The 25972-nt window shown below is 58.1% G+C and carries 24 protein-coding genes; 17 read left to right on the top strand and 7 right to left on the bottom strand.

Annotated elements, in window-relative coordinates; translation table 11 throughout:
- The first annotated feature begins 17 nt into the window (after positions 1 to 17).
- The 5 genes from DMZ65_RS12670 to DMZ65_RS12650 are packed head-to-tail and all read left to right on the top strand — an operon-like array spanning position 18 to position 2988.
- On the top strand, positions 18 to 449 hold the full coding sequence (locus DMZ65_RS12670; RefSeq protein ID WP_116599260.1) for an HPr kinase/phosphorylase: 432 nt from the start codon (positions 18 to 20) through the stop codon (positions 447 to 449).
- Position 450: 1 nt separating this feature from the next.
- A complete protein-coding gene (gene rapZ, locus DMZ65_RS12665; RefSeq protein WP_116599259.1) occupies positions 451 to 1374 on the top strand; it encodes an RNase adapter RapZ in 924 nt (307 codons plus the stop codon).
- A complete protein-coding gene (locus tag DMZ65_RS12660) occupies positions 1371 to 1763 on the top strand; it encodes a PTS sugar transporter subunit IIA (RefSeq protein ID WP_084351938.1) in 393 nt (130 codons plus the stop codon). The genes rapZ and DMZ65_RS12660 overlap by 4 nt, the downstream gene beginning before the upstream one ends.
- Positions 1764 to 1771: 8 nt before the next feature.
- Positions 1772 to 2050 carry an HPr family phosphocarrier protein gene (locus DMZ65_RS12655; protein WP_116599258.1) on the top strand — a complete coding sequence of 93 codons (279 nt, stop codon included), beginning with the start codon at positions 1772 to 1774 and terminating at the stop codon, positions 2048 to 2050.
- Between the two features lie 59 nt (positions 2051 to 2109).
- Complete coding sequence (locus DMZ65_RS12650) at positions 2110 to 2988, top strand: lysophospholipid acyltransferase family protein (protein WP_116599330.1); 879 nt, start codon at positions 2110 to 2112, stop codon at positions 2986 to 2988.
- Between the two features lie 10 nt (positions 2989 to 2998).
- On the opposite strand, the gene DMZ65_RS12645 is transcribed toward DMZ65_RS12650, so the two are convergent.
- The gene (locus DMZ65_RS12645) at positions 2999 to 3874 is read right to left on the bottom strand and encodes a 3-hydroxybutyryl-CoA dehydrogenase (RefSeq protein WP_116599257.1); all 876 of its coding nucleotides are present in this window, start codon (positions 3872 to 3874) and stop codon (positions 2999 to 3001) included.
- Positions 3875 to 4021: 147 nt separating this feature from the next.
- On the opposite strand from DMZ65_RS12645, the gene DMZ65_RS12640 reads away from it, so the two are divergent.
- On the top strand, positions 4022 to 4870 hold the full coding sequence (locus DMZ65_RS12640) for a DUF6473 family protein (protein WP_232824989.1): 849 nt from the start codon (positions 4022 to 4024) through the stop codon (positions 4868 to 4870).
- Between the two features lie 164 nt (positions 4871 to 5034).
- On the opposite strand, the gene DMZ65_RS12635 is transcribed toward DMZ65_RS12640, so the two are convergent.
- Positions 5035 to 5589: a cupin domain-containing protein gene (locus tag DMZ65_RS12635; RefSeq protein ID WP_116599256.1), complete on the bottom strand. Its 555-nt coding sequence runs from the start codon at positions 5587 to 5589 to the stop codon at positions 5035 to 5037.
- Between the two features lie 299 nt (positions 5590 to 5888).
- Here DMZ65_RS12635 and gabT point away from each other — a divergent pair, with 299 nt between their 5' ends.
- Entirely contained in the window at positions 5889 to 7190 is a 1302-nt protein-coding gene (gabT, locus tag DMZ65_RS12630; protein WP_232824988.1) for a 4-aminobutyrate--2-oxoglutarate transaminase, read from the top strand.
- A gap of 417 nt (positions 7191 to 7607) precedes the next feature.
- Here gabT and DMZ65_RS12625 read toward each other — a convergent pair whose 3' ends face one another.
- On the bottom strand, positions 7608 to 8639 hold the full coding sequence (locus DMZ65_RS12625) for an IS110 family RNA-guided transposase (protein WP_116599254.1): 1032 nt from the start codon (positions 8637 to 8639) through the stop codon (positions 7608 to 7610).
- A 601-nt stretch (positions 8640 to 9240) separates the two neighbouring features.
- Between DMZ65_RS12625 and DMZ65_RS12620 the strand changes: the two genes are divergently transcribed.
- From DMZ65_RS12620 to DMZ65_RS12605, 4 genes are all read left to right on the top strand, one after another.
- The gene (locus DMZ65_RS12620; protein ID WP_116599253.1) at positions 9241 to 10215 is read left to right on the top strand and encodes a carbon-nitrogen hydrolase family protein; all 975 of its coding nucleotides are present in this window, start codon (positions 9241 to 9243) and stop codon (positions 10213 to 10215) included.
- Between the two features lie 71 nt (positions 10216 to 10286).
- Positions 10287 to 13028, top strand: a complete 2742-nt coding sequence (locus DMZ65_RS12615) for an aminotransferase class I/II-fold pyridoxal phosphate-dependent enzyme (protein ID WP_116599252.1) — start codon at positions 10287 to 10289, stop codon at positions 13026 to 13028.
- Positions 13029 to 13043: 15 nt separating this feature from the next.
- Positions 13044 to 14501, top strand: a complete 1458-nt coding sequence (locus DMZ65_RS12610) for a biotin carboxylase (RefSeq protein ID WP_116599251.1) — start codon at positions 13044 to 13046, stop codon at positions 14499 to 14501.
- 10 nt (positions 14502 to 14511) lie between these two features.
- Positions 14512 to 15483, top strand: coding sequence for a C45 family autoproteolytic acyltransferase/hydrolase (locus DMZ65_RS12605; RefSeq protein ID WP_116599250.1), 972 nt, complete (start codon positions 14512 to 14514; stop codon positions 15481 to 15483).
- A 211-nt stretch (positions 15484 to 15694) separates the two neighbouring features.
- Here DMZ65_RS12605 and DMZ65_RS12600 read toward each other — a convergent pair whose 3' ends face one another.
- From DMZ65_RS12600 to DMZ65_RS12590, 3 genes are all read right to left on the bottom strand, one after another.
- Positions 15695 to 16621 carry an electron transfer flavoprotein subunit alpha/FixB family protein gene (locus DMZ65_RS12600; protein ID WP_116599249.1) on the bottom strand — a complete coding sequence of 309 codons (927 nt, stop codon included), beginning with the start codon at positions 16619 to 16621 and terminating at the stop codon, positions 15695 to 15697.
- A complete protein-coding gene (locus DMZ65_RS12595) occupies positions 16621 to 17379 on the bottom strand; it encodes an electron transfer flavoprotein subunit beta/FixA family protein (protein WP_116599248.1) in 759 nt (252 codons plus the stop codon). The genes DMZ65_RS12600 and DMZ65_RS12595 overlap by 1 nt, the downstream gene beginning before the upstream one ends.
- A 190-nt stretch (positions 17380 to 17569) precedes the next feature.
- Positions 17570 to 19882: a DNA topoisomerase IV subunit A gene (locus DMZ65_RS12590; RefSeq protein WP_116599247.1), complete on the bottom strand. Its 2313-nt coding sequence runs from the start codon at positions 19880 to 19882 to the stop codon at positions 17570 to 17572.
- Positions 19883 to 20041: 159 nt separating this feature from the next.
- Between DMZ65_RS12590 and DMZ65_RS12585 the strand changes: the two genes are divergently transcribed.
- From DMZ65_RS12585 to DMZ65_RS12570, 4 genes are all read left to right on the top strand, one after another.
- The gene (locus tag DMZ65_RS12585; RefSeq protein WP_116599246.1) at positions 20042 to 20626 is read left to right on the top strand and encodes an SH3 domain-containing protein; all 585 of its coding nucleotides are present in this window, start codon (positions 20042 to 20044) and stop codon (positions 20624 to 20626) included.
- A gap of 87 nt (positions 20627 to 20713) precedes the next feature.
- Positions 20714 to 21544, top strand: a complete 831-nt coding sequence (locus DMZ65_RS12580; protein ID WP_116599245.1) for an SDR family NAD(P)-dependent oxidoreductase — start codon at positions 20714 to 20716, stop codon at positions 21542 to 21544.
- A 73-nt stretch (positions 21545 to 21617) separates the two neighbouring features.
- Positions 21618 to 21815, top strand: coding sequence for a twin transmembrane helix small protein (locus DMZ65_RS12575; RefSeq protein ID WP_116599244.1), 198 nt, complete (start codon positions 21618 to 21620; stop codon positions 21813 to 21815).
- Positions 21816 to 21825: 10 nt separating this feature from the next.
- Positions 21826 to 22398 carry a cob(I)yrinic acid a,c-diamide adenosyltransferase gene (locus DMZ65_RS12570; protein WP_116599243.1) on the top strand — a complete coding sequence of 191 codons (573 nt, stop codon included), beginning with the start codon at positions 21826 to 21828 and terminating at the stop codon, positions 22396 to 22398.
- A gap of 117 nt (positions 22399 to 22515) precedes the next feature.
- Here the strand turns inward: DMZ65_RS12570 and DMZ65_RS12565 are convergent, their stop codons facing one another.
- On the bottom strand, positions 22516 to 23901 hold the full coding sequence (locus tag DMZ65_RS12565; protein ID WP_232824987.1) for a cytochrome P450: 1386 nt from the start codon (positions 23899 to 23901) through the stop codon (positions 22516 to 22518).
- 125 nt (positions 23902 to 24026) lie between these two features.
- Between DMZ65_RS12565 and DMZ65_RS12560 the strand changes: the two genes are divergently transcribed.
- Both DMZ65_RS12560 and tuf read left to right on the top strand, forming a co-directional pair.
- The gene (locus tag DMZ65_RS12560; RefSeq protein ID WP_157960622.1) at positions 24027 to 24659 is read left to right on the top strand and encodes a hypothetical protein; all 633 of its coding nucleotides are present in this window, start codon (positions 24027 to 24029) and stop codon (positions 24657 to 24659) included.
- Positions 24660 to 24747: 88 nt separating this feature from the next.
- Entirely contained in the window at positions 24748 to 25923 is a 1176-nt protein-coding gene (tuf, locus tag DMZ65_RS12555; RefSeq protein ID WP_116599241.1) for an elongation factor Tu, read from the top strand.
- Positions 25924 to 25972 lie beyond the last annotated feature (49 nt).

Raw genomic sequence — 25972 nt, 5'->3', positions numbered from 1 at the left:
GAAGGCAAGCTTGCGTTATGAACAAACAGTCCACGATCCTGCATGCCTCGACAGTGTCACTCGGGAACAAAGGTGCGGTCTTCCTGGGGGCATCGGGGGCGGGAAAGTCCGGATTGGCACTGGAGATGATGGCGCTTGGGGCGCGACTCATTGCGGATGACCGAACGGAATTATGTCGTTGGGACGGTGCGGATGAAATTATTGCGCGCGCTCCGAAAGGTCTGCCGCCGTTGATCGAAGCCAGAGGCATAGGATTGTTGAATGCGCCCTTGGCAGGTTCGGTTCGTGTGGCGGTAGTGGTTGACCTTGACGAGACAGAAGGCCAACGTATGCCTGAACTGCGGAACACCTTGCTGCTTGGCCGGTACATTCCCCTTCTTCACAGGCCCGCGACCCCCCATTTTGCTGCGTCGCTTTATCACTATCTCATGTTTGGACGGAAAGATTGATATGGCTGCCCCTGACGCCGATACGCAAAGAGTGATCCTGGTCACCGGCCCGTCGGGTGCCGGCCGAACAACTGCGCTCAACGCGCTCGAAGATCTGGGCTTTGAAGCGATCGACAACCTGCCCCTTGGTCTGATCCCGCGGCTGATTGACGGCGTATCGCTGCGCCCGATGGCGTTGGGAATTGACGCAAGGGGGCGAGATTTCTCTCCGGAAGGCTTGTTGGGTTTGCAGGCGCGATTGTCCAACGATCAGCGGGTGACGGTCGAATTGCTGTATCTGGATTGTCGGGCAGAGGTTCTTCTGCGTCGATTCTCCGAAACACGCAGGCGCCATCCGCTATCGCCCGACGACGCACCGGGCGAAGGGGTCGCGCGCGAAATGGACATGTTGGCACCGGTGCGAAGTGGTGCGGACCTGTTGGTCGAAACCAGCGACCTGACGCCGCATGACCTGCGTGCGCAGGTGCAACGCTGGTTCGGATCCGAGACCGGGCAGGGTATGGCAGTCGCTTTGCATTCGTTCAGCTACAAGCGCGGGCTGCCGAACGGGCTGGACATGGTTTTTGATTGTCGTTTTCTGCACAACCCGTTCTGGCAGAAGGATCTGCGAAAACTGACAGGGCTGGACGCGGCGGTGTCAGACTATGTGAGCCGCGATGCGCGCCATGCCCCGTTCATTGAAAAGGTCACCGATCTTGTTGCTTTTGTGCTTCCGGCGACGGTCGAGGAAGGAAAGGCCCATTTTTCGGTCGGTTTCGGATGCACCGGCGGGCAACACCGATCCGTTGCCGTCACGGAATGCGTCGCCGCTGCCCTTGCGCTACAGGGCTGGCGGGTGTCAATAAGGCATCGCGAACTTGAACGTCTTGGCCTTGCGGCCGAAACGTCTCGCATCGTGAAAATTGGCGGAGAGGCCCGAAATTGATCGGCATCGTGATCGTTGCACATGGCGGACTGGCGAGAGAATATCTCGCGGCAGTCGAACATGTGGTTGGTGAATTGCAAGCTGTGCGGACGATCTCTATCGAGGCCGATCACAACCGTGCGGTCAAGCAATCCGAGATTTGTGCGGCAGCGGATGCCGTCGATCATGGCGATGGCGTGGTGGTCGTTACGGATATGTTCGGTGGGTCGCCTTCCAACCTGGCGCTTAAGGCATGTAAGCCAATGAACCGGCGCATTCTTTACGGTGCCAATCTGCCGATGTTGATCAAACTGGCAAAAAGTCGCCAAATGTCTGTTACCGATGCGGTTCGTTCGGCCCTGGAGGCCGGGCGAAAGTATATTGACAGTCAGAATATTTCTCTGGACTAGGGCGCATCATGTCAAACTTCATCCGTCGCACGCTTCAGGTCGTGAATGAAAAGGGGCTGCACGCCCGTGCCTCGGCCAAGCTGGTCGAAGTCGTGGAAGGCTTTGATGCCTCCGTAGAGGTCTGCAAGGATGGGATGAACGCATCCGGCGACAGCATCATGGGGCTTTTGATGTTGGCAGCCTCCAAAGGAAGCACTATTGAAGTCGAAATATCTGGCCCGGATGCCGGAGCGCTGGCAGATGCGGTGGAAGCTCTGGTTGCCGATCGGTTTGGCGAGGACATGTGACAGGCGTCCGGAAGGGAAATCCTGATTTGGTTGACAGCACGGAACCTCGGCCTGACATGATGCCGCGAAAGACTCGGCAATTGCTGGGGCAGGGAGACGGGACCAATCTCGCCGACCAACCCTATGATCGGCGCAGATTGTCTTATGCCAATACTTTTGACAGGGCGCTTCAGGTCAAAACCATACAGGTGATGGAACTTCTGACCGGCAAGCTTCGCTTGCTGCGTCGCATTCGCGAATTTGAAGGGATGGGCGTACCTGAAGGTCAGGCGTTCTGGAAGCAGGCGCTGGAAGTCATGGGAATAGAGCTTGCCACTCCCGCTGAACAGATCGCGCGTATCCCCAAAGAAGGCCCGCTTGTCATCACCGCGAACCATCCGCACGGCCTGATCGACGGGATGGTGTTGGCGGAACTGATTGGCCGAGTGCGGACCGACTACAAGATTCTCACCCGCTCGCTGCTGACAGGGGTCGGCGAGATCGAGCAATTCATGATCCCTGTGCCGTTTGCGCATGAGGCAGATGCGCTGCAACAAAACCTCGAAATGCGCAAACGTGCCATGCAGCATCTGAAGGATGGCGGCGTGGTCGTTCTGTTTCCGTCGGGGGTCGTGGCGTCGTCGCCGACCATGATGGGCGAAGCGGTGGAGGCCGACTGGAATCCGTTCACCGCCAAGATGATCCAAAGGTCCGAGGCGCGCGTTTTGCCGATCTATTTCCCCGGCTCCAATTCGCGTTGGTATCAGATGGCCAACCGCGTGTCGGCGACGCTTCGGCAGGGATTATTGCTTTATGAAGTCGTGCATGCGCTGGACAAGCCGCAAGCACCGGTCGTCGGGCATCCGATTGAACGGGATGCAATCCAGGACTGGGCCAGTAATCCGCGCGGTTTCGTTGGCTGGCTTCGCGAACAGACGCTGGCGCTAAGCAAATCCTGACCTGCGCTGGTCAGCGCGTCGGCACTGGCGTGTCGCCACGGTAGTCGTAGAAGCCGCGTTTGGTCTTGCGGCCCAGCCAGCCGGCTTCGACATATTTGGTCAGCAAAGGGCAGGGGCGATATTTCGTATCCGCCAGCCCGTCATGCAGCACGTTCATAATCGCAAGGCAGGTGTCGAGACCGATGAAATCCGCCAGTTCCAGCGGTCCCATCGGGTGATTGGCACCCAGTTTCATCGACTGGTCGATGGAGTTCACGTTTCCCACGCCTTCATACAGCGTGTAAACCGCTTCGTTGATCATCGGCACCAGAATGCGGTTGACGATGAATGCCGGGAAGTCTTCGGCGGAGGCCGAGGTTTTGCCCAGCTTTTCAACCACACCCAAGCAGGCATCATAGGTTTCGTCGTCGGTCGCGATCCCGCGGATCAGTTCGACCAACTGCATCACGGGCACCGGGTTCATAAAGTGGAAGCCCATGAATTTCTCGGGCCGATCCGTACGGCTGGCAAGCCGGGTGATCGAAATTGACGAGGTGTTGGAGGTCAGGATCGTGTGCGGTTCGAGATGCGGCAGCAATGCGTCAAAGATCTTTTGCTTGACCTCTTCGCGCTCTGTCGCGGCCTCGATCACAAGATCTGTTTTGCCTAGGTCTGTCAGTGCCATCGTCGTGCCGATCCGCGCCATCGCGGCGGCTTTCTCATCGGCAGAGATCTTTTCGCGGCTGACCTGCCGTTCAAGATTGCGGTCGATCAAGGCTACGGCCTTGTCCAACGCATCCTGATTGATGTCGTTGAGCAGCACCTCATATCCGGCAACCGCCAACACATGCGCGATGCCATTGCCCATCTGCCCCGCGCCCACAACTCCGATCCGCGTGATATCCATACTTGTCCGTCCTGGTGAAAATGCTGCGCCGCAATCATAGGCGCGCGCGGGAGGGGGGTGCAAGGGCAGGTGACTAAACTTCTTCTCAACTTCGCGCTTTAGCCAAATCACAACAGATTCAGGCGATTCTGTGTCCGGGTGAAAATAATGGTGGGTAAGATGACCTATGAAAGAGCGGGCCGAACTGGCCTGGAGTACTATCCGTGTCGGTATGACAATTCGCGCATCTTGTTCCGTGGTCCAAGACGACAGTTGCAAGGGGAGTATATCGCCTTTCTGGGCGGGACAGAGATCTATGGACGTTTTGTACGAGATCCGGTCCCCGTCCTTGTCGAAAAGTCGATAAACAGAACCTGCATCAATTTTGGAACGCCGAATGCCGGGCTGGATGTATATTTGAATGAACCGGTGGTGTTGCACGCAGCAGAGCAAGCTGCGGTGACCGTTCTTCAGGTGATGGGCGCGTCGAATATGTCCAACCGCTTCTATTCTGTGCATCCACGAAGAAACGATCGTTTCCTGAAGGCGTCCAGGTCGTTGCAAGAACTGTACAGCGAGGTCGACTTTACCGATTTCAATTTCAATCGGCATATGCTGCAAAGCCTTCAGCGTTTATCGGTGGAACGGTTTGAAATAGTGAAAGAGGAACTCCGCAACGCGTGGCTGGCCCGAATGCGGCACTTGCTGCTCTCGCTTCGCGGGCGGGCCGTCCTGTTATGGTTCGCCGAACATGCGCCAGAAAATTGTGATATCGCCAAGGACCAAGATCCGATGTTCGTGAACCGCGCGATGGTCGAGGCGATCCGCCCCCAAGCCGCGGACGTCATCGAAGTTGTCGCCAGTAAAGCAGCTCTTGAACGCCGTGCAGAGGGGATGGTCTTTGCCGAAACCGATCGTCTGGCCGTGGGGGAACTGATGGGGCCAATCGCGCATCAAGAGGCCGCCGCCGCCATCGCTCCGCGGCTGTCCCGGATGTTGGATGAATCGCAAAGTTAAGATGCATTTGCGATGGGCGTATATGACCCGCCCCGCATATTTTCGTCTATTGGCGAGGGCGTGTTAGGGGCCGGTCAAATCTGGCGGCAATTTCTGCGGCAACGGGTGCAAAAGAAGCCGTGTGCCAAGGGTGTTCAAACGCATATGATTTTTGCAGGCAGGACTTAGAAAGTTGGCGGAGTGCAGGCGCTGATGATCCGACAGATCGTGGTCCCGACGTTTCGAAAACGATGCGGTTCGCGGCTATCAAAGAGGTATCCCGCGCCGGGACCAAGGACTTTTACCACGTCACCAACGGTGACCTCTATCTGGCCCTCGATAACGATACCGGCCTCTTCGCCGATATGACTCAGAAGCTCGGGGCCGGTATCCGATTTTGGCGGATATGTTTCGTCAAGAAGTTGCAGCGCGTGGGTGCTGGCATTGCCCAACTGTCTCAGAGACACGGCGGCAGGCCCCGACTTTGGGGCTACTTCGATAAACTCTTCCGGCAAGTAAAATAGCTTGGGTTCGGTTGCTTCTTCGATATCGGCAAAAAACTCCGCGATGCTTATTGGAATCGCGTCGAGCAAACTCTTCAGCGAGGCCACCGAAGGGCTGGTCCGGTCCTTTTCGATAAGTGAAATCGTGCCGTTGGTAAGCCCCGCACGCGAGGCCAGCTCACGTTGGGAAAGGCCGTGAGCCTTGCGGATCGTCTGTAACCTCTTTCCGATATTCAAAAAATTCGTCCTTTTTTCGACAACTTAGCGCGAGCAGCCGACGTAATGAACTCAAAATTCGCTGAAGTCTTCTGGCATTTGGGCTACTCAAGTGAATTTTCGATGTTGCACCCAATCTGATGGCGAAGGTCAATTTCGGTTGACAGATATTTTAAACATAATAAGAGAATTTTAAACATCCAAATTGCAACCTGGGTCAAACCGGAAAGGGTCAAGAGATGGCTAGGACTGCGACCAGAAAAACGACGAAAGCTCCTGCGAAGGGCAAGCCCGCAATCGCTGTTGTTCCCGACGCAGGTTTGAGCAAGACCAATGACGCGTTGATAGCACGGCGTAACGCGTCCGTTGCGCGCGGTGTGGCGTCCGCAACGCCGATCTTTGCCAAACACGCGGAAAACGCCGAAATTTGGGACGTCGATGGCAATCGCTATCTCGATTTTGCGGGCGGAATCGCGGTGTTGAACACCGGACATCGTCATCCCAAAGTCATTGCCGCTGCCAAGGCCCAGGAAGATCACTACACGCATACCAGTTTTCAGGTTGTGCCATATGAGCCATATATTGCGCTGGCAGAGAAGCTGAACGCATTGGCACCGGGCGATTTTCCCAAGAAGTCGCTGTTGGTGACGACCGGTGCCGAGGCTGTCGAGAACGCGGTCAAGATCGCGCGCGCGGCAACCGGGCGCCCTGGCGTCATCGCCTTTACGGGCGGGTATCACGGCCGCACTTTGCTGACGCTTGGCATGACCGGAAAAGTCAGCCCTTACAAAAAGGACGTCGGTCCATTCCCGCCCGACATTTTCCGCGCGCCATTCCCGTCTGTTCGTGACGGTATCACCGTTCAGGATGCATTGACGGGGTTGCAAAACCTTTTCCTGACCGATGCCCAGCCCGAACGCATTGCAGCGATCATCATCGAACCCGTTTTGGGGGAAGGGGGCTATACGCCCGTGCCGTTCGAGATGCTGACTGCCCTGCGCGGGATTTGCGACAAACATGGCATCATGCTGATCGCAGACGAGATTCAGGCGGGTTTCGGACGTACCGGGACATGGTTCGCGATAGAGCATTCCGGTGTCGTTCCCGACCTCATCACCGTGGCAAAATCCATGGCAGGCGGCTATCCGATTGCCGGTGTCATTGGCCGTGCAGAGGTGATGGACGCGGTGATTCCCGGCGGGCTTGGCGGAACCTATGGCGGTAACCCGGTGGCTTGCGCTGCTGCCCTGGCGGCAATCGAGGCGATCGAAGAAGAAGGCTTGCTTGCGCGGTCAACCGCCCTGGGCGAGACGTTCCGCGCGCGGTTCGCCGAGATCGGTGCCCGCGTTGCGCCGTTCCGCATGTGGGACATTCGTGGCCTTGGCGCGATGCTGGCAGTAGAATTCGTCACCGATTTTGAAACCGCCACTCCTGATGCGGCGCTGACAAAATCCGTTGTCGCCCACGCATTGAAGCGCGGCCTGATCTTGTTGTCCTGCGGAATGCACGGCAATGCGTTGCGGATCATGGTGCCTTTGACCGCGTCAGACGAACTTGTCGAAGAGGGGCTGACGATCTTTGAGGCCGCGCTGAGCGATGCGATTGCAGAAGCCCAGGGCTGACCGGCCCGGATGAACCAGAAAAGGCGGGCATAAAGCCCGCCTTCCGTAATGGGGCGGGCCTCTGTCAAGGGTTTCGGGCAAGTCAAAAATCCCGGCGAAGATTTCATTCTTCACCGAGTTTTAAGGCACAAATTCAGAATCTTACTTTTTCTTTTTCACTGCATCCGCACGTCAGGACTGAAGGACACCCCCTGCACGGGCTTCGCTCTTCCGTCCGTAGTCAGCCTCATGGCTGCCACTCTATGCCTGGTCCAAATCTGATCCCTGGGTACCTATCTTTTACGCGTATTCAGCGTTAGCCGATAACTTGCGGGCTTCCGGCATCTCCAGGAACCTCGTCCCGGCAAGGGACCTCGTCGTACCTGTCGTCAGGTGCAGTGCGTTCCTCCGTCCGATCAAGTTCTGGAATTGTTTTACTCAGACCGTTGCCGGGGAGCTCTGCGCATGGCGGAATGGTGTGCCGTCTCGCCACATGCGGTGCAAAACAACGCCAATGCGCCGCGCAAGTGCAATCAAGGCCCGTTTCGATCCACGCCGATGGGCCACTCTGAGCGCCCAAGCCTGGAGCCAGTTTGGTGACCCACGGTGCATCAAGATCATCGCCGCTTGATACAAGGCCGTTCGAAGGCCTCGGTCGCCGGCTCGGGTGATCTGCCCGACAATGTCCATCTCTCCGGATTGAGTGCGCCTCGGCGTCAGCCCCACCCACGGACCAACATCCTTCGATCGCACAAACCGGGTCGGATCGTCGATCGCGGATTTGACCGTCAGGGCGACGATCCGACCGACGCCCGGCATCGTCATCATCAGACGGCAAACGTCGTCTTGTTTTGCCAGATCCGCGATTGTCGCATCCAATTCAGCCAACTCGGCGCGCAACTGCGCACGCGCGCGCAAAAGGGCCTCTGTCGACGCCGACAGGATTTCATTTTGCTCAACCAATTCCCTCACCCGGGCCTCGTACCTGATCCGGGTGACATGCCCGAGCTTCAGACCGAAGTTCCGCAGAACACCACGCATAGAAAGCTCGAGGTTGATGATCACCTGTTGAACTGATTTTCTCGCCGTCAACAGAGCGCGGATTTCCTGAGAGGACACAGATTTGCGGTGTACGGGCCTGTACCATCCCATTTGAAGCAACCGCGCAATCCCCTGAGCATCGCGCCTGTCGGTTTTGATCGGCATAGCTTTCAAGGCGGCCTTCACCAACCGCGTTTCCATCAAAACCACGTCAAAGCCGGCCTCTTCGATGCCCCTGCTCAGCCATTGGGACAGTGGTCCGGCTTCGAGCCCAATTGCATCGACCGCGTAAGGTAATGACGTCATCGCACGCACCAGCGCCTCAGGCTCGCTGGCTGCCTCCAACTCCTCAACAACCTTCCCTTGCGGCCCCAGCACACAAATCGCCGTGCTTGCCAGAGATACATCCAATCCGATAAATACATTCATGTCGTTGCCCTTCTATTCTTAGGAATTGAGGCGCATGGAAACATACGACCTCGTAGACGCGCAGCAGGCGCATCAAGGGCAACGGCACTTCAGATCATGCTGACAAACAAGCGAAACGTGCTCGATTCGCCGAAAGCCCCATTACGGCATCTTTTTCCTTTCGGAGGCGGAAGTATCTGGCTTCACAGCCTCGACAGATACCCCGGATGTTAAAAATATTGCACACCCATGCAGAAAAAATGTGAATTTGGTTGCAGGACTGGTCTGGAGTCGCCAAACTCCAAGTCCAGTTGCCAAGTGCGGACATTTCGCTTTCAAATGAGGGAAGTAGGATCACCAGGATAGCGCGAGCGTATAACGGACGTGCCAAGCCTTCCGGAGAGAAGGCGGACAGGATTGCGACGAACCGGGAGAAGATTATGAGAGCTTATCGCTCTATCAGAAACCAGTCTGATGCAGACTGCAAACTTGACGCAGATACGTTGCGCAACTTTTGCAGGTCACCGGTTTCCGACTTGGTTTTGAGGGCGTAGTACATGCGCGAGCCAGAGTTTGTTATCGTCCGGTCCGGACCACTCTGCGAGCATGGAGATCTATGTAAATGACCCCTTTTGCCATTGCCGGCGTGCAGATGTACGTCAACCCATTGCAGCCCAATGTCGACGGTATGCTGCAACGTCTCGACGTTCTCATGGCCCGCTTTCCCTGGACACAAATGGTGTTGTTCAGCGAATTGGCACCTTTTGGCCCGCTTGAAAAATTCAAACTTGCACAAGAAAACGAGACCATTGACCGGTTTTGCGAGGCTGCCCGTCGCCATAAGGTCTGGCTGATCCCCGGCTCGATGTTTCTGACCCATCCGGTAAATGGCAAAGTCTACAATACGTCTTTGGTCATCAACCCGGATGGGCAGGTTATTCGCCGCTACGCCAAGATGTTCCCGTTCTTGCCCTATGAGGCGGGCATCGCCGCGGGAACGGAGTTTTGCGTGTTCGACGTACCTGAAATTGGGCGTTTCGGACTGTCGATTTGTTATGATATGTGGTTTCCGGAGACGACGCGCCAACTGACAAGTCAGGGCGTCGAGGTGCTGTTGCATCCGGTTCTGACCGGCACCACGGACCGCGACGCGGAACTGGCAATCGCGCGTGCGACGGCGGCACAGTTCCAGTGCTATGTCTTTGATGTGAACGGCTTGGGGGCTGGTGGGGTTGGGAAATCCTGTGTGGTCGATCCGACGTCATTGGTGTTGCACCAGTCGGCTGGGCAGGAAGACATGTTCCCGATCGAGGTTGATCTGTCGATGGTGCGCCGTCAGCGTGAAACCGGAATGAAGGGGCTGGGTCAGGTACTCAAAAGCTTCCGCGATCGGTCCACGGATTTTTCGGTCTATGACCGGACCAGCGGCACCGATGCATTTCTCAATACGCTGGGACCGCTTGAGATTCCGCAACAGGGATCGCGGGCCGGTTTGCATGTAGACGTACCAACCGGGAACGACACTGAGCTTGATGGCGGGCACCCTGACTTCGGACTGGGGAAAGCGGCGTTGCCGGAGAGATTATTAGGTGGCTAGGGCAATCTGACGTCGCGGTCGCGCTGCGGACAAAGGATCTTGTTCTGGCCCTCGTGGCAGGAGAGAGACCTATGGATTCCGTAAGCGACTACTATTCCGCGACTCAATTGCGTTCCGACAGGTGGAGCGCCCTGCGAGATGCGATCACGTCCATCTCGCGAGAAACAACTGTCAAGAAAGCCAATGCTTTAAAGGCCACGGTCACTTCATTATTCGATTCCTTGGCCGTCATTGAACCCTATTGGGCTTTTCCGGGCATGGCGGCGTTCGACCACATGCGCCGCCAGTTCGAGCACGGAAATTATGACGACGTTGGCTTTACCGTCCGGCGGGTGACGCGCGCCCTGACAACGGGTGCATATCGTCGCCGCACGATCCCTCTGGACCGTGACAGTGTGGATGATGAAGAGCATAATGACGAGGCGATGCTGTCGCCAGAAGCTCGGGCGATGACACGGCCCTATTTCGAAGTGCTGATCGTTGACGATGTAAGTGATCAACAGGAACGCTGGCTAAGGTCCAACGTCAGCCGTATGCGCCGCCCTGAAGACCCGTTCCATTATGAAGCAGTGGTTGTTCCCAGTCTTGAGGATGCTTTGATTGCGGTTCTGTTCAATCACAACATCCAAGCAATCGTCGTGCGGCCGGGCCTGACCCTGAAATCGAAAAACGACAACGAAATACTTGCGAAATATCTGCGTAACGCCAGCGAAGCAAACGAACTGGATGGAACGCAGCCAGAGGATTATGGTCCAGAACTGTGCAGGCTGATTGATCGGGTACGGCCCGAGCTTGATGCCTATCTGGTCACGGAACGCTCGGTCGAGGAGATCGCTGGCCTGGATTTGGGAATCTGTCGCCGGGTCTTTTACAATCAAGAAGATTTTATGGAACTGCACCTGAATATCCTTCGGGGTGTGGGCGCACGCAACAAGACGCCTTTCTTCAATGCACTTGTTGAATATTCCAAACAGCCAACCGGTGTGTTCCACGCCATGCCGATCAGCCGCGGCAAGTCGATAACCCGCTCCCACTGGATTCAGGATATGGGGGCGTTTTACGGGCCGAATATCTTCTTGGCCGAAACCTCGGCAACGTCGGGTGGGCTGGACAGCCTTCTGGAACCGCAGGGCCCGATCAAGGAAGCGCAGGAACTCGCCAGTCGCGCCTTCGGGTCAAAGCAAACCTTCTTTGCGACCAACGGGACATCGACTTGCAACAAGATTGTCGTGCAGGCGCTGGTGCGCCCCGGCGACATCGTACTGGTCGACCGGGACTGCCACAAATCCCACCATTACGGCATGGTTCTGGCAGGGGCGGAGGTTGTCTACCTCGACAGTTATCCGCTGAATGAATATTCGATGTACGGGGCTGTGCCGCTTCGTGAAATCAAGCACCAACTGCTGGAGTTGAAAGCCGCCGGGAAGCTGGACCGGGTGCGGATGCTGTTGCTGACCAACTGCACGTTTGATGGTTTGGTCTATAATGTCGAGCGCGTGATGGAGGAATGTCTGGCAATCAAGCCGGACCTCGTATTCCTTTGGGATGAGGCGTGGTTCGCCTTCGCGCGTTTCAGCCCGACATATCGTCGGCGCACCGCAATGCGTACCGCAAACGATCTGCGGACCCGCTTGCGGACCGAAGAGCACAAGTCGAATTACGAGGCACAGCAGCAAGAATTGCTTGATGCGCCCGACGAGGAATGGCTGGACACCCGGCTTATCGCACCTCCCAATGCGCGGATCAGGGCGTATTCCACGCAATCGACGCATAAGACGCTGACATCCCTCCGGCAGGGGTCCATGATCCACGTCAACGATCAGGATTTCAAAGGCGAGGTGGAGCAATCGTTCCACGAGGCCTACATGACCCATACGTCCACTTCGCCGAACTATCAGATCATCGCGTCTCTGGATGTTGGGCGGCGTCAGGTTGAACTCGAAGGATTTGAATTCGTTCAGCGACAAGTCGAAGCTGCAATGTCGATGCGCAAAGCTATCAGCAGCCACCCTTTGCTTCAGAAATATTTCAAGGTGTTGACCGCTGGCGACATGATCCCGGACCATCATCGTCAAAGCGGTGTGACCAGCTATTTCGATAGTGACCAGGGCTGGACCGACATGTGGGACTGCTGGGAGCAAGACGATTTCGTTCTGGACGCCACGCGCGTGACCCTTGCCGTCGGCGGCACGGGTTGGGACGGCGATACGTTCAAGAATGATGTCCTGATGGATAAATACGGAATCCAGATCAACAAAACCTCGCGTAATACGGTTCTGTTTATGACCAATATAGGGACGACGCGATCATCGGTCGCCTATCTGATTGAAGTTCTGGTCGAGATTGCCAAGGAGTTGGACGAACTTCTGGACGATGCGTCCAAAATGGAACGGCTGTCTTTTGACAAAAGGGTCAAGAACCTGACCGAAAACTACCCGCCATTGCCCGATTTCAGTCGGTTTCACGATGCATTCCGGCCCGACAATGTGACACCCGAAGGGGATATTCGGACAGCCTATTACCTAAGCTACGATGAAAAAAACTGCGACTACCTGGAATTGGATGGCACACTGAAAGAGGCGCTGGATTCAGGAAGGGAAGTCGTCTCGGCCAGCTTCATTATTCCCTATCCGCCCGGCTTTCCGATATTGGTGCCTGGGCAGGTTATTTCTCAGGAAATATTGGCATTCATGCGCGCGCTTGATGTCAATGAGATCCATGGATACCGCGCCGATCTGGGTCTGCGGGTCTTCACCTCGGAAGCGTTGGAAACTTTGTCGGAATCCAAACACCAGAAAACTGCCGCTGAATAAGGAAGGAATATAGGAATGGCCATTGTGCTTAGGAATATTTCGGAGATACGCCGCTTCTTTCACCGGAATGAAGATCCGATCTACTTTATTTCCGCGACGAACTTCAACCTTCTGGGATTGGACGAATGGGTCAAGAATTTCAAATATATCTGCTATATTGATTGTTACGGCGGCAAGCATCCAAACGTGTTTTGTCCGTCCGAACAGCCGCATGCGGAATTCCAGTCCATCGAGGATATAAACAACTACCTGTTGCAGCATAAAGAGGTCATCGACTTCATCAAGCGGCGCGGGGGAAAGCCCAAGTTTGTCTTCCTGATGTTCGACGAGGAAACAGAGCGTCTGTCCAAGGAGCTTGGCGCCGATGTCTGGTTCCCGAAAGCCAAACTGCGCACGGCAATGGACAACAAGATCGAGACTGTCCGCATCGGCAACAAGGCCGGGGTTCCGTCCGTGCCGAACGTTTTGGCCGAGGTGAAATCCTATGAGGATCTGCAAAAGACCTGCGAAAAGGCGGGTATCGGGCACGATCTGGTTCTGCAATCGGCCTTTGGCGACAGCGGCCATACAACTTTCTTCATCAAGTCCGAAGCTGATTTCCGCCGACATGAGCATGAGATCATAGGCGAAGGCGAGATCAAGATCATGAAGCGGATCGATTGCCGTGGTTCGGCGATCGAGGCGTGTGCCACGAAAGAAGGCACGATTGTTGGGCCGTTGATGACAGAACTTGTCGGTTTCAGTGATCTGACGCCATACCGGGGCGGCTGGTGTGGCAATGAAATCCTGTCGACCGCGTTCCCGCCAAAGGTGCGCCAAAAGGCGCGCGAGTTGACCTTCAAATTCGGTGAGCAACTCCGCAAGGAAGGGTATCGCGGCTACTTTGAACTGGATTTCCTGATCGACAAGAAAACCGGGGACTTGTGGTTGGGCGAATTGAATCCGCGTATCACAGGGGCGTCGTCCATGACCAACCACGCCGCCTTTGCCCATGCCGACGCGCCGCTGTTCCTGTTCCATCTGCTTGAGTTCTCCAAGAAGAAATTCAGCCTTGATACGACAGAGTTGAATGATCGTTGGGCCGACCCTGACATGATCGACAGTTGGTCGCAGATGGTCATCAAACACACGGTTGACGAGGTTGATATATGCACCGCGGCACCTGAGACCGGCATCTACAAGATGCTGGAAGATGGTCGGGTGGTCTTTGACCGGTTTGACTATCACCGTCGTGCCGTGGAATCCGAAAACGAGGCATTCTTCTTGCAGATCATGCAGCCGGGATCTTACCGCTATGAGGGTGCCGATATCGGTATCCTGGTGACGCGCGGGCGCTCCATGACAAAGGGATTTGCGCTGAACGAGCGCGCCAAGAAGTGGATTCACGGCATCAAGCAAACTGTTGAAGGCAAGCCGTTGCCCGTGGCGGATGCAGGTCCGGCCGTCGCCGATCCTGCTTTCAAGATCCTGTAAGGGATGTGTGATGCTTTGGCGCGCGCTTAGCGAAGATCTGCCCGGTCCCAAATGGGCCGGGCTCTTCGCGGAATACTGGCCGGATTACAGGCGTTGGTGGTTGAAAGAAGGCGACGCCGCCCGGCCAAGCTATCTCGAAAGCAGGCGCGCGCTTCTAACCCATATGCCGGAAATCGTGCCGCTTTATGATGAACTGTGCGAATTGGCCGGTGGCGGCGATCAGGCCGCACGGTTCCTGAGCTTCTATGACCCGCCGCCCTACCTGTCGGGGTGCAGTCAGGCAATCTGGACGGGGCAAGAGCCGGTCCTCGTACGCAACTATGACTATGACCCAAACGCGTTTGACAGCCTTGTGCTGAAAACCGCCTGGCAGGGCAGGGGCGTGATCGGCACCTCTGACGGGCTTTGGGGGCTGGTTGACGGGATGAACGACGCGGGATTGTCTATCTCGCTGACATTTGGCGGCAGGCGCGTGATTGGCGACGGTTTTGGCGTGCCGATCATTCTGCGCTACATTCTGCAAACCTGTGAGACGACCGGAGAGGCCGGTAAGGCCCTGGCACGCCTGCCAACGCATATGAGCTATAATGTGACGGTTCTGGATGCCAAGCGTCAGTATCTGACGGCGATGATGGCACCCGACAGACCGGCGATCATCACGCATGCCGCGGTTGCGACAAACCATCAGGAAAACGTCGAGTGGATAAGTCATGCGCGATTCACCGCGACGGTCGAGCGTGAGCGTTTCCTTCTTCAACGCCTGACGCTGCACCGTGACCCGGAGGATAAATTCATAGGTGCATTCCTGCGTCCGCCGCTCTATTCGACAGCGTTCGATGTTGGTTTCGGCACGCTTTACACGGCAGTCTATCGCCCACGTTTGGGCGAAATGGAAATTCGCTGGCCCGGAACGGTGTGGCCGCAGTCGTTTGCAAATTTTCAGGAAGGCGGGCGCAGAGTGCGCATTCCCGGTGCCGCCTGACGCCGGCTTATACATTCACAGGCAAGCAGAGGTTTTTTAGCGAAGCCCTGCGGCCGGTGCATGTTCCGATGGTGTGAGGGCGCGCTCAGCTTTGAAAACTGGAGAAATCAAGCTGCATTCTTATACCACAAAGGGCCGACGATGCCTCGCCGACCCTTTGCATTTTTTCCGCCTGACTGAGGATGATCCCTTCAGACAGTATGGCACTCTGTCAGAGCTTTTCTGTCAGTTCCGGGACAGCATCGAACAGGTCGGCGACAAGACCAAAATCCGCGACCTGGAAAATAGGCGCTTCTTCGTCCTTGTTGATGGCGACGATCACCTTGCTGTCCTTCATGCCGGCCAAGTGCTGGATCGCCCCTGAAATGCCGACTGCAATGTAAAGATCCGGTGCCACGACCTTGCCCGTCTGGCCCACCTGCCAGTCGTTGGGGGCGTAGCCGGAATCGACGGCGGCACGGGACGCGCCCACGGCAGCACCCAGCTTGTCTGCCAGCTTTTCGATCATGGCGAAGTTCTCTTCCGAACCGATGCCGCGACCACCCGAAACGACAACGCCGGCCGAGGTCAGATCGGGACGGTCGCTTTCGGCCACCTTGTCCTCGACCCATTCGGACAGGCCGGGATTGTCTGTCGCAGAGATATTCTCGACTGCGGCGGCGTCCTGACTGCCAGCCGCATCAAAGGTCGATGTCCGGAAAGAGATTACCTTGGTCGCGTCCGCGGATTTCACTGTCTGGATGGCGTTGCCGGCATAGATCGGACGCTCGAAAGTGGACCCGTCAACAACGCCGGACACATCGGTCAGCACCATCACGTCCAGAAGCGCCGCAACGCGGGGCAGGATGTTTTTCGCGTCCGTGGTGGCGGGGGCAACGATATGTTCATAATCGCCCGCCAGGCTGACGATCAGGGCGGCGGTCGCTTCTGCCAGGCGGTGGCCAAGGCTGGCATCTTCGGCGCAAAGCACCTTGGCCACGCCGTCGATCTTTGCGGCGGCTTCTGCTGCGGTGGCGGCCGTGGCCCCAACACAAAGCGCCGTCACGTCGCCTAGCGATTGGGCGGCGGTTACGGCCTTGGCGGTGGCGTCCAGCGCCAGTTCGCCGTCATTCACTTCGGCAAGGAGAAGAACAGCCATTACACAGCCCCCACTTCTTTGAGTTTCGCAACAAGTTCGTCGACCGACCCCACCTTGATGCCGGCAGCACGCTCTGCCGGTTCCGAGGTCTTGACGACCTCAAGCCGCGGCGCGCAATCGACGCCGTAATCGGCGGCGGTCTTCTCGTCCATCGGCTTTTTCTTGGCCTTCATGATGTTGGGCAGCGAGGCATAGCGCGGTTCGTTCAGGCGCAGGTCCACGGTGACAATGGCAGGCATCTTGACCTTGATGGTCTGCAAGCCGCCATCCACTTCGCGCGTGACATTGGCATGGTCGCCGTCGATCTCCAGCTTGGAAGCAAAGGTCGCCTGCGACCAGCCCAACAGCGCCGAGACCATCTGGCCGGTGGCGTTCATGTCATTGTCGATCGCCTGCTTGCCGCAAAGCACAAGGCCCGGCTGCTCTTCTTCCACGATCTTCGCAAGGATCTTGGCAACGGCGAGCGGTTCGATATCGGTGTGCACGTCATCGGCGGCGATCACCAGAATGGCGCGGTCGGCCCCCATCGCCAGCGCGGTACGCAGGGTTTCCTGGCTTTGCTTCACGCCGATGCTGACGGCGATGATTTCATCTGCCTTGCCTGCTTCCTTGAGGCGGATTGCCTCTTCCACGGCAATTTCGTCGAAGGGGTTCATCGACATCTTCACATTGGCAAGATCGACACCCGAACCGTCCGCCTTCACACGAACTTTCACGTTATAGTCGATCACGCGCTTGACCGGCACAAGGACCTTCATCGGCGTAGCTCTCCTTTTGATGATCAGCCGCCCGATGGACGGCCTTTGAAGACTTCTTTGCGGTTGATAGCGGCTCTGAACGCGGGGAAACAGGCCAAAATCGTCCCGTTAGCGCCAACCTACGTCGGGTTTTTGAAGCAGAGCCCCGACAGCGATACCGTGTTGTGCGCAAATTTTGGTGTTCAGTCCGTCAGTTGAAGCGATTGTCTCTGGGAAAGCCGCGCGGGGCCATGCGGCCGGATCCTGCGCGCTTTCCGATCCAGTCGCCAAGATCGGATTCGGTGCGTGTGCGCCCTGCGGGGTCGCGCCACGAGAGCCCTTCTGCCAAGGTGAACGTTGTGGCGTCGGACAGTCCCCCGTCCTTGAATTTCTGTAGCCGGACGCCCTTGCCGCGCGCCATTTCGGGCAGTTCGTCCAGCGGGAAGACCAGCACTTTGCGGTTTTCACCCACCACGGCGACATGATCGCCGCTGACGGGTTTGCACACCAGCGCGCGTGTGTCACCACGGACGTTCAGCACCTGTTTGCCGCTGCGGGTCTGGGCCAGAACTTCGGCCTCGGGCACCACAAATCCGTCGCCCGCGGTGGAGGCGACAAGCAGCTTGTTGTCGGGTTTGTGGATAAACAGATCGACGATTTCGGCCTCGTTGGGCAGATCGACCATCAGGCGCAGCGGTTCGCCCATACCCCGCCCACCGGGCAGGTTTGCGCCGGACACGGTGTAGAACCGTCCAGTTGATCCAAAAACAAGCAGCCGGTCCGTCGTTTCCGCGTGGAAGATGAACCGTGGCCCATCGCCATCCTTGAATTTCAGCTCGCGGGTCAGGTCGATATGGCCGGTCATGGCGCGAATCCAGCCCATCTGCGAACACACGACGGTGATTGGCTCGCGCTCGATCATCGCTTCAAGCGGGACATCGGGCGTGTCGGTGGCCTCGGCAAAGGTGGTCCGGCGGGCACCGCCTTCGTAATCCTTGCCAAACGCTTTTTTCGTTGCGCGCAGTTGGTCGGAAATTTGTGCCCATTGCAGGCTGTCATCTTGCAGCAGATCCTCCAGCCCGGCGCGTTCCTCCATCAGCGTGTCGCGTTCGCGGACCAGTTCCATTTCCTCAAGGCGACGCAGGCTGCGCAGACGCATGTTGAGGATCGCCTCGGCCTGCACTTCGGTCAGGCCTAGTCCGTCATCACTCGCGGCAGGCGGCGGGACATAATCGTTCTGATCGGTGGCACGCACGAAGGTCCGGCTCCAATCCTCGCGCATCAGCGCGGATTTGGGGTCGTCATCATAGCGGATGATGTCGATCACACGGTCGAGGTTGAGGAAGGCGACGATCAAGCCCTCCAGAACCTCCAGCCGGTGGTCGATCTTTTCCATCCGGTGCTGGCTGCGGCGGATCAGAACCTCGCGGCGGAAGTCCAGAAAGGCACGCAGCACCTCTTTCATCGAGCAGACCTTGGGCGTCAGCCCGTCGATCAGCACGTTCATGTTGAGGCTGAAGCGGACCTCAAGGTCGGAACTGCGGAACAGCATTCCCATCAGCACATCCGCGTCCACATTCTTGGACCGAGGTTCCAGCACCATACGAATGTCATCGGCGGATTCGTCGCGGATATCGGCGAGGATCGGGATTTTCTTGGTCTGGATCAGCTCTGCAATGCGTTCGACCAGCTTGGATTTCTGAACCTGATAGGGGATTTCGGTGACGATCACCTGCCATTGGCCACGGCCCAGATCCTCGATATGCCAGCGGCACCGCAGACGGAATGACCCGCGCCCGGTGCGGTAGGCCTGCGCGATATTGTCGGACGGTTCGACCAGTACGCCGCCCGTCGGAAAGTCGGGGCCGGGCACATATTGCAGCAAGGTATCGTCGCGGGCGTCGGGCGTGCGGATCAGATGCAGACAGGCATCCACCAGTTCGGCGATATTATGCGGCGGAATGTTCGTCGCCATGCCCACGGCGATGCCGGATGATCCGTTGGCCAGCAGGTTCGGGAAGGTCGCGGGCAGCACGACAGGTTCGGTCAGGGTGCCATCGTAGTTGTCGCGGAAATCAACGGCGTTTTCGTTCAGACCTTGCAGCAAAGCCTCGGAAACAACGGTCAGCCGTGCTTCGGTGTAGCGGCTGGCGGCGGGGTTGTCGCCGTCGATATTGCCGAAATTGCCCTGACCATCGACCAGCGGATAGCGCACGTTGAAATCCTGCGCCAAGCGCGCCATCGCATCGTAAATCGCGGAATCGCCGTGCGGATGATAGTTGCCCATCACGTCGCCAGAGATCTTTGCGGATTTCCGATACCCCCCGGTGGAGGTCAGCCGCAACTCGCGCATTGCGAACAGGATGCGTCGGTGAACCGGCTTCAGCCCGTCACGCGCATCGGGCAATGCGCGGTGCATGATCGTGCTCAGCGCATAAGTCAGGTATCGATCGCCAATCGCTCTGCGCAGCGGTTCTGCGAGATCGCGGGGGGTTATCTTGTTGTCGTTATCACCGTCATCCATAGATGATGTGATAGCCGTGCGAAATGACAGGGTAAAGCTGTGCCGGGGAATTTTCGCGAGATTTACACATCTGAATACAGGGCGAATCGTCTATAATCGGACACACGGCGGAATGTGTCGCTGTTTTTAAGTGGTTTTAACAGTCCGAAGAGCGGTTCGATGGTACGATTTATGATGCTGACATTTGCGGTGCTTGGTTGGGGCTTTTACGAGCTGAGTGGCGGGCCGGACTTCGTGCCCGAAACTGTGAAATCCGATCCGAGGGTTGAGATAAGCAGCGTCGCGCGCGCTGATATATCCGCAGCAGAGCTGTTATCCGTCGCTCCGGCAAACGGAAATGCCTCGTCAATGGCTGCACGGGGCCAGGCCGCCCAGTCCGGGGGCGTACGGCTGACGTCGTTTTCTTCGCCCGAGATGCCTGCCGAACTGACACGTCAGGACAAGGCGAATCACGCTCGGCGCGCGACGACGCTTGTGCCTCTTGATGTGCGCAGGCCCGTCGTAGATTCAGAAATAGCAACGGCTGCGGTCTCCGACGTCGGTATGGACATCCGCGTTGTGAACGGCGATCGCGTCAACATGCGCAATGGTCCCGGCACCAACTTTAGCGTGCTTGGCACGCTGGAGCGTGGCGTGGCGGTGGAGGTGCTGCAAGAAACGGGTGGTGGCTGGGTCAAGCTGCGCGTTGCCGACACAGGTCGCGTCGGCTGGATGGCGGGGTTCCTCCTGTCATCGGCTGATTGATGCCATCGCGGACGCAAAGCTGCCCCCGTTCGATTGCGTCTGCATGACGAATGCACTAGCCCCACCGCAACGTCGCGCGAGTAGGCCATGCCCAGAAAATCCATCCTCATTACCGGCTGCTCTTCGGGGATCGGCTATGACGCCGCACATGCCTTGCGCGACGCCGGCTGGCAGGTTTTTGCCTCGTGCCGGCAAGAGGCCGATTGCGCGCAACTGATCTCGGAAGGGTTCGCATCGCCGCGTATCGACTATGCCGACCCGGAAAGCATCGTTCTGGGCCTGTCAGAAGTGCTGGAGGCGACAGACGGAACGCTTGACGCGCTGTTCAACAACGGCGCTTTCGCCACGCCCGGCGCTGTCGAGGATCTGCCACGCGGCGCGTTGCAGGAGATATTCGAAACCAATGTGTTTGGTGTCCACGAGTTGACGACACTGGTTCTGCCGATCATGCGGGCGCAAGGGCAGGGACGGATCATCAACTGCTCTTCCGTGCTGGGGCTGGTGACGGCCCCATGGCGGGGGGCTTATGTGGCGTCGAAATTCGCGCTTGAAGGATTGACCGATTCGCAACGGATCGAAATGCGCGACACTGACATCAAGGTGATCCTGATAGAGCCGGGTCCGATCGCCACGCCCTTCCGGAAGAACTCGATTCCACATTTCGAACGCTGGGTGGACTGGGAAAACTCTGCTCGCGCGGCGCAATATCGCGACACGCTTTTGAAACGGCTGTACGAAGATGATGGGCCGACGCCGTTCGAATTGCCCCCGGCCGCGGTGTCCAAAGTGCTGATGCGCGCCTTGGATGCGCGCAGGCCGCGTGCACGCTATGCCGTCACCGTGCCGACCCGTGCGATGGCGTTTCTGCGCCGCATTCTGCCGGTTCGGATGCTGGATGCGCTGCTTTCACGCGGGTAGTGCGCCCGATTAGGCATTCGCTTTTGCGCAGATTTGGCCTACATCGGCGTGAATATCCTGATGCGAGGGCGATATGACCAAGGATCCATTCTTCATAGTGATCGTCGTGGTGATGGCTGCGGTTGTCTTGATCCTGATGACCGGGATCGGAGGCTTCGCAAAGGGCGGAGAGTTCAACAAGAAACATGCCAACCGGATCATGCGCTACCGGATCGTCGCCCAGTTTGTGGCGGTGGTACTGATCCTGATCTTCGTGTGGCTAAGACGATAGGGGCAGACCGATGGTGGTATTGAACAAGATTTACACCAAGACTGGCGACAAGGGCGAAACCGCATTGGGCAACGGCGCGCGGGTGGCCAAACATTCGATGCGTGTGACAGCCTATGGCACGGTGGACGAGTTGAACTCGGTTCTGGGTGTGGCACGGCTGCATGCTGATGATGATCTGGACGCGCTGCTGCGACGTATCCAGAACGACCTGTTCGATCTTGGGGCCGATCTGTGCCGCCCCGACATGGAAAAAGACGCGGAATCCGAATACCCGCCCTTGCGGATAGTGGATGCACAAGTGTCACGGCTGGAGGCCGAGATCGACGGCATGAACGCCGATCTTGCACCGCTTCGCAGCTTTATCCTTCCCGGCGGCAGCGCGCTTTCGGCGCATCTGCACATGTGCCGCACCGTGTCGCGCCGTGCCGAGCGACTGGCGGTTGAACTTGCCGCGGCAGAGCAGGTCAATCCGGCAGCGGTAAAATATCTCAACCGCCTGTCTGATTGGTTTTTCGTCGCCGCCCGCCGCGCCAACGACAACGGTGCCCAGGATGTCTTGTGGGTTCCGGGGGCAAATCGCTGAAAGTGACGGCACGTCCAGTGGACGTGTCGGCCCCCGGAAGCGCCGCAAGGCGCAGGCCCGAAGGGCGGGGGAAAATCGCTGACAGGCGTAGCTGCGGCGATTAATGGCGGCGCCTTGTCAGACCGGTTCAGCCTCCAGCCAGACCCCGCCTTCGGGGCGCAGCGTAAGGATCATGACCGGATCGGGCGCACGCCCTTTGACAGACGTAAAGCGGAAGCCTGCCAGTAGGGTGGCGAGGATCAGAACGGCCTCCTGCAAGGCGAAACTGGCACCGATGCAAATGCGGGGGCCGTCGCCGAACGGCAGGTAGGCATACCGGTCGATTTTGCCGCCATCGGCCCATCGGTCAGGGCGAAACGCATCCGGATCGTCCCAGAGTTGATGGTGCCGGTGCAAAGCATAGATCGGGACCATCACAGTATCGCCGGGGCGGATCTTCCGTCCGCACAATTCATCGGCCTGCCGAGCGGTGCGCGACACCAGCGCTGCGGGCGGATACAAACGCAAGGCCTCGTCCACGATGCGCCGGATCAGCCCAAGCTTGGGGATGTCGCCGGCCTCAAAGCCCGTCCGTCCCCCAAGAACACGCTGCGCCTCTGCCCGCGCCTCGTCCTGAACGGCCGGATCGAACGCACAAAGGTAAAGCGACCAGGACAGCGCCAGTGCGGTGGTTTCGTGCCCCGCGACGATGAATGTCAGAAGGTTGTCGCGCATCTCGGCGGTGTTCATTCGTCGCCCGGTATCCGGGTCTTCGCCCGCAAGCAGCAGGTCCAGAAGGTCCGGGACGCCGGTGCTTTGCCGCGCCGCGCGCGCTTCAATCGCGCGATCCGCCAGCGATTTCGTGTCCTTCATCGCTTTCCCGGAAATCAGCCGCCCCGGCCGCGGGATCCAGTCCGGCAGCCCGAACAGATCAAACAGCGAGACTTTTCCGGCTTCGGAGATATATTGCTCGATCGCGTCATGCACCGCGCCGCGGTCGATCCCCTGATCGTCGGAAAACGTCACCTCGGAGATGACATCGAATGTGGTCGCGACCATCTCGTCATACATATTGACGGCGCGACCCTGCTGGGCCAGCAAGCGGCCCAGCGTGCGCCCGGCTGCATCGGTCATCACAGGCGCCAGATTGGATACGTTGCGGTGCGAAAAGGCGGGTGCCGTGGCGCGTCGCTGCCAGCGCCAATGCGCACCTTCCGCGATAAACAGAGATTCGCCAATCGCCGGACGTAGCAGGTTTTTTGTCACATCCGATTTCGGATAATTGTCCAGCTTTTCAAGAAGGATCCGCCGCAACGCGCCCGGATCCATCACCATGTGCCAACGCTTGCCCGTGCGCCCGGAGACCATCGGTTGTCTTGTGGCAATGTCGGGGATGATCGACAACAGGTTGGTGCGCGCCGCGCGCAGGCTGGCCAGCACGCCCATCGGCTGGGTCACGAGCGGAACACGCACCGGAAGCGCGGCCTGTGTCTTGACGCCCAAAGGGGGCTGTATAGCTGGCATCCGTCACCTCATTTCTGCATCAGATATAGGTGTCCGGGGCCGGACTGCAAACAGCGGCGCATTGCGTGCGGGCCATGTGTCAGGTAACCCGGTCGGACAAGATGTTCCAAGTCGAGGTAGCCTTCATGTTCCGACCCTTCATCCTGTCGCTTATCGCCTGTGTGGGGTTGGCGGCCTGTGGCGATGCCACACGCGACCTGAAAGACCGGCCCGATCCGTTGGGTGATTTCAGCCTTGGTTTCGTCGCAGCGGCCGCCCCGTCGCCGCAAAAGCTGTTGGTGTCGCGGGCTGCAACGTCCGAGGAATGGGTCAAGGTGGTCGAAGAGGCGTATCTGCAACGCTTTGGCCGGTTTGAGGGCGAAAAGCGCTATAATATGGGGCTGAGAGTCGAGGCCTATTCATTGCCGCCGCCCTTGGTGCCGGGCAAATCGGCTGTGCAGATCGCCGTGACGGTCTGGGATGACGCCGCCGCCAGCAAGCTGAATGACAAGCCAGAGCCCATTGCCGTCATCAAGGTTTTCGAAACCCGGCTGGCCTCCTCTCGCGAAGAGTCGATGAAAGCGCTTGCCGAGGAGGCGGCGTTGGAAACCGAAAAGTGGTTGCGCGCGCAACAGGCAGAGCAGGGCTGGTTCGGCGGGCCGGTATCCGAGAGCGAAGACACCATGGCCAGCGCCGCTGTTGCAGAAAACGCCGTGACTGACGGGACCGTCGCGGTGGGCGACCCTGAGATGGGGCAGGCAGCGGCCACCGGTAACTGACGCTTGATTTCCCTGTCTTGATTCACTACATCGCCCGCGATGCAACTCGGGTTGATATGACCCCCCAATAGACGAGGCGCCTGAAGGTATGGCAAAGGAAAAGTTTGAGCGTTCCAAGCCGCATTGCAACATTGGCACGATTGGCCATGTGGACCACGGCAAGACGACGCTGACGGCTGCGATCACGAAATATTACGGTGACTTTCAGGCGTATGACCAGATTGACGGTGCGCCCGAAGAAAAGGCGCGCGGGATCACGATCTCGACCGCGCATGTCGAGTATGAGACCGAGAACCGCCATTACGCGCATGTCGACTGCCCCGGCCACGCTGACTATGTGAAAAACATGATCACCGGTGCGGCGCAGATGGATGGCGCGATCCTGGTTGTGAACGCCGCTGACGGCCCGATGCCCCAGACGCGCGAGCACATCCTGCTGGGCCGCCAGGTTGGCATCCCCGCGATGGTCGTGTTCCTGAACAAGGTTGACCAGGTCGACGACGAAGAACTGCTTGAGCTGGTCGAGATGGAAGTGCGCGAGCTTCTGTCGGATTATGACTATCCGGGCGACGATATTCCGATCATCGCCGGTTCGGCCCTGGCCGCTCTGGAAGGTCGCGACAACGCGATCGGCGAAGACAAGATCAAGGAACTGATGGCGGCTGTCGACGAGTACATCCCCCAGCCCGCGCGCGCCGTGGACCAGCCCTTCCTGATGCCGATCGAGGACGTGTTCTCGATTTCCGGCCGCGGGACGGTTGTGACCGGCCGTGTCGAGCGCGGCGTTGTGAACGTTGGCGACGAGCTTGAAATCGTTGGCATTCGCGACACGCGCAAGACGACCTGCACCGGTGTGGAAATGTTCCGCAAGCTGCTGGATCGTGGTGAAGCGGGCGACAACATCGGCGCCCTGCTGCGCGGCATCGACCGTGAAGGCGTCGAGCGTGGTCAGGTTCTGTGTAAGCCGGGTTCCGTGAAGCCACACACCAAGTTCGAGGCAGAAGCCTATATCCTGACCAAGGACGAAGGTGGCCGTCACACGCCGTTCTTCGCCAACTACCGTCCGCAGTTCTACTTCCGCACGACGGATGTGACCGGCACGGTTGTTCTTCCCGAAGGCACCGAAATGGTGATGCCGGGCGACAACCTGAAGTTCGAAGTTGAACTGATCGCGCCGATCGCGATGGAAGAAAAGCTGCGCTTCGCCATCCGCGAAGGCGGCCGCACGGTCGGCTCCGGCGTCGTCTCGAAAATCATCGAGTAATCAAACTGACTGCGCGGGGAGAAAACAATCCTCCCCGCAGGGTTCGACG

The organism is Primorskyibacter marinus (assembly GCF_003313245.1).
Lineage (GTDB): Bacteria > Pseudomonadota > Alphaproteobacteria > Rhodobacterales > Rhodobacteraceae > Primorskyibacter > Primorskyibacter marinus.
The sequence above is the reverse complement of the archived record's forward strand: the minus strand, read 5'-3'. Positions and strand labels throughout refer to the sequence as shown.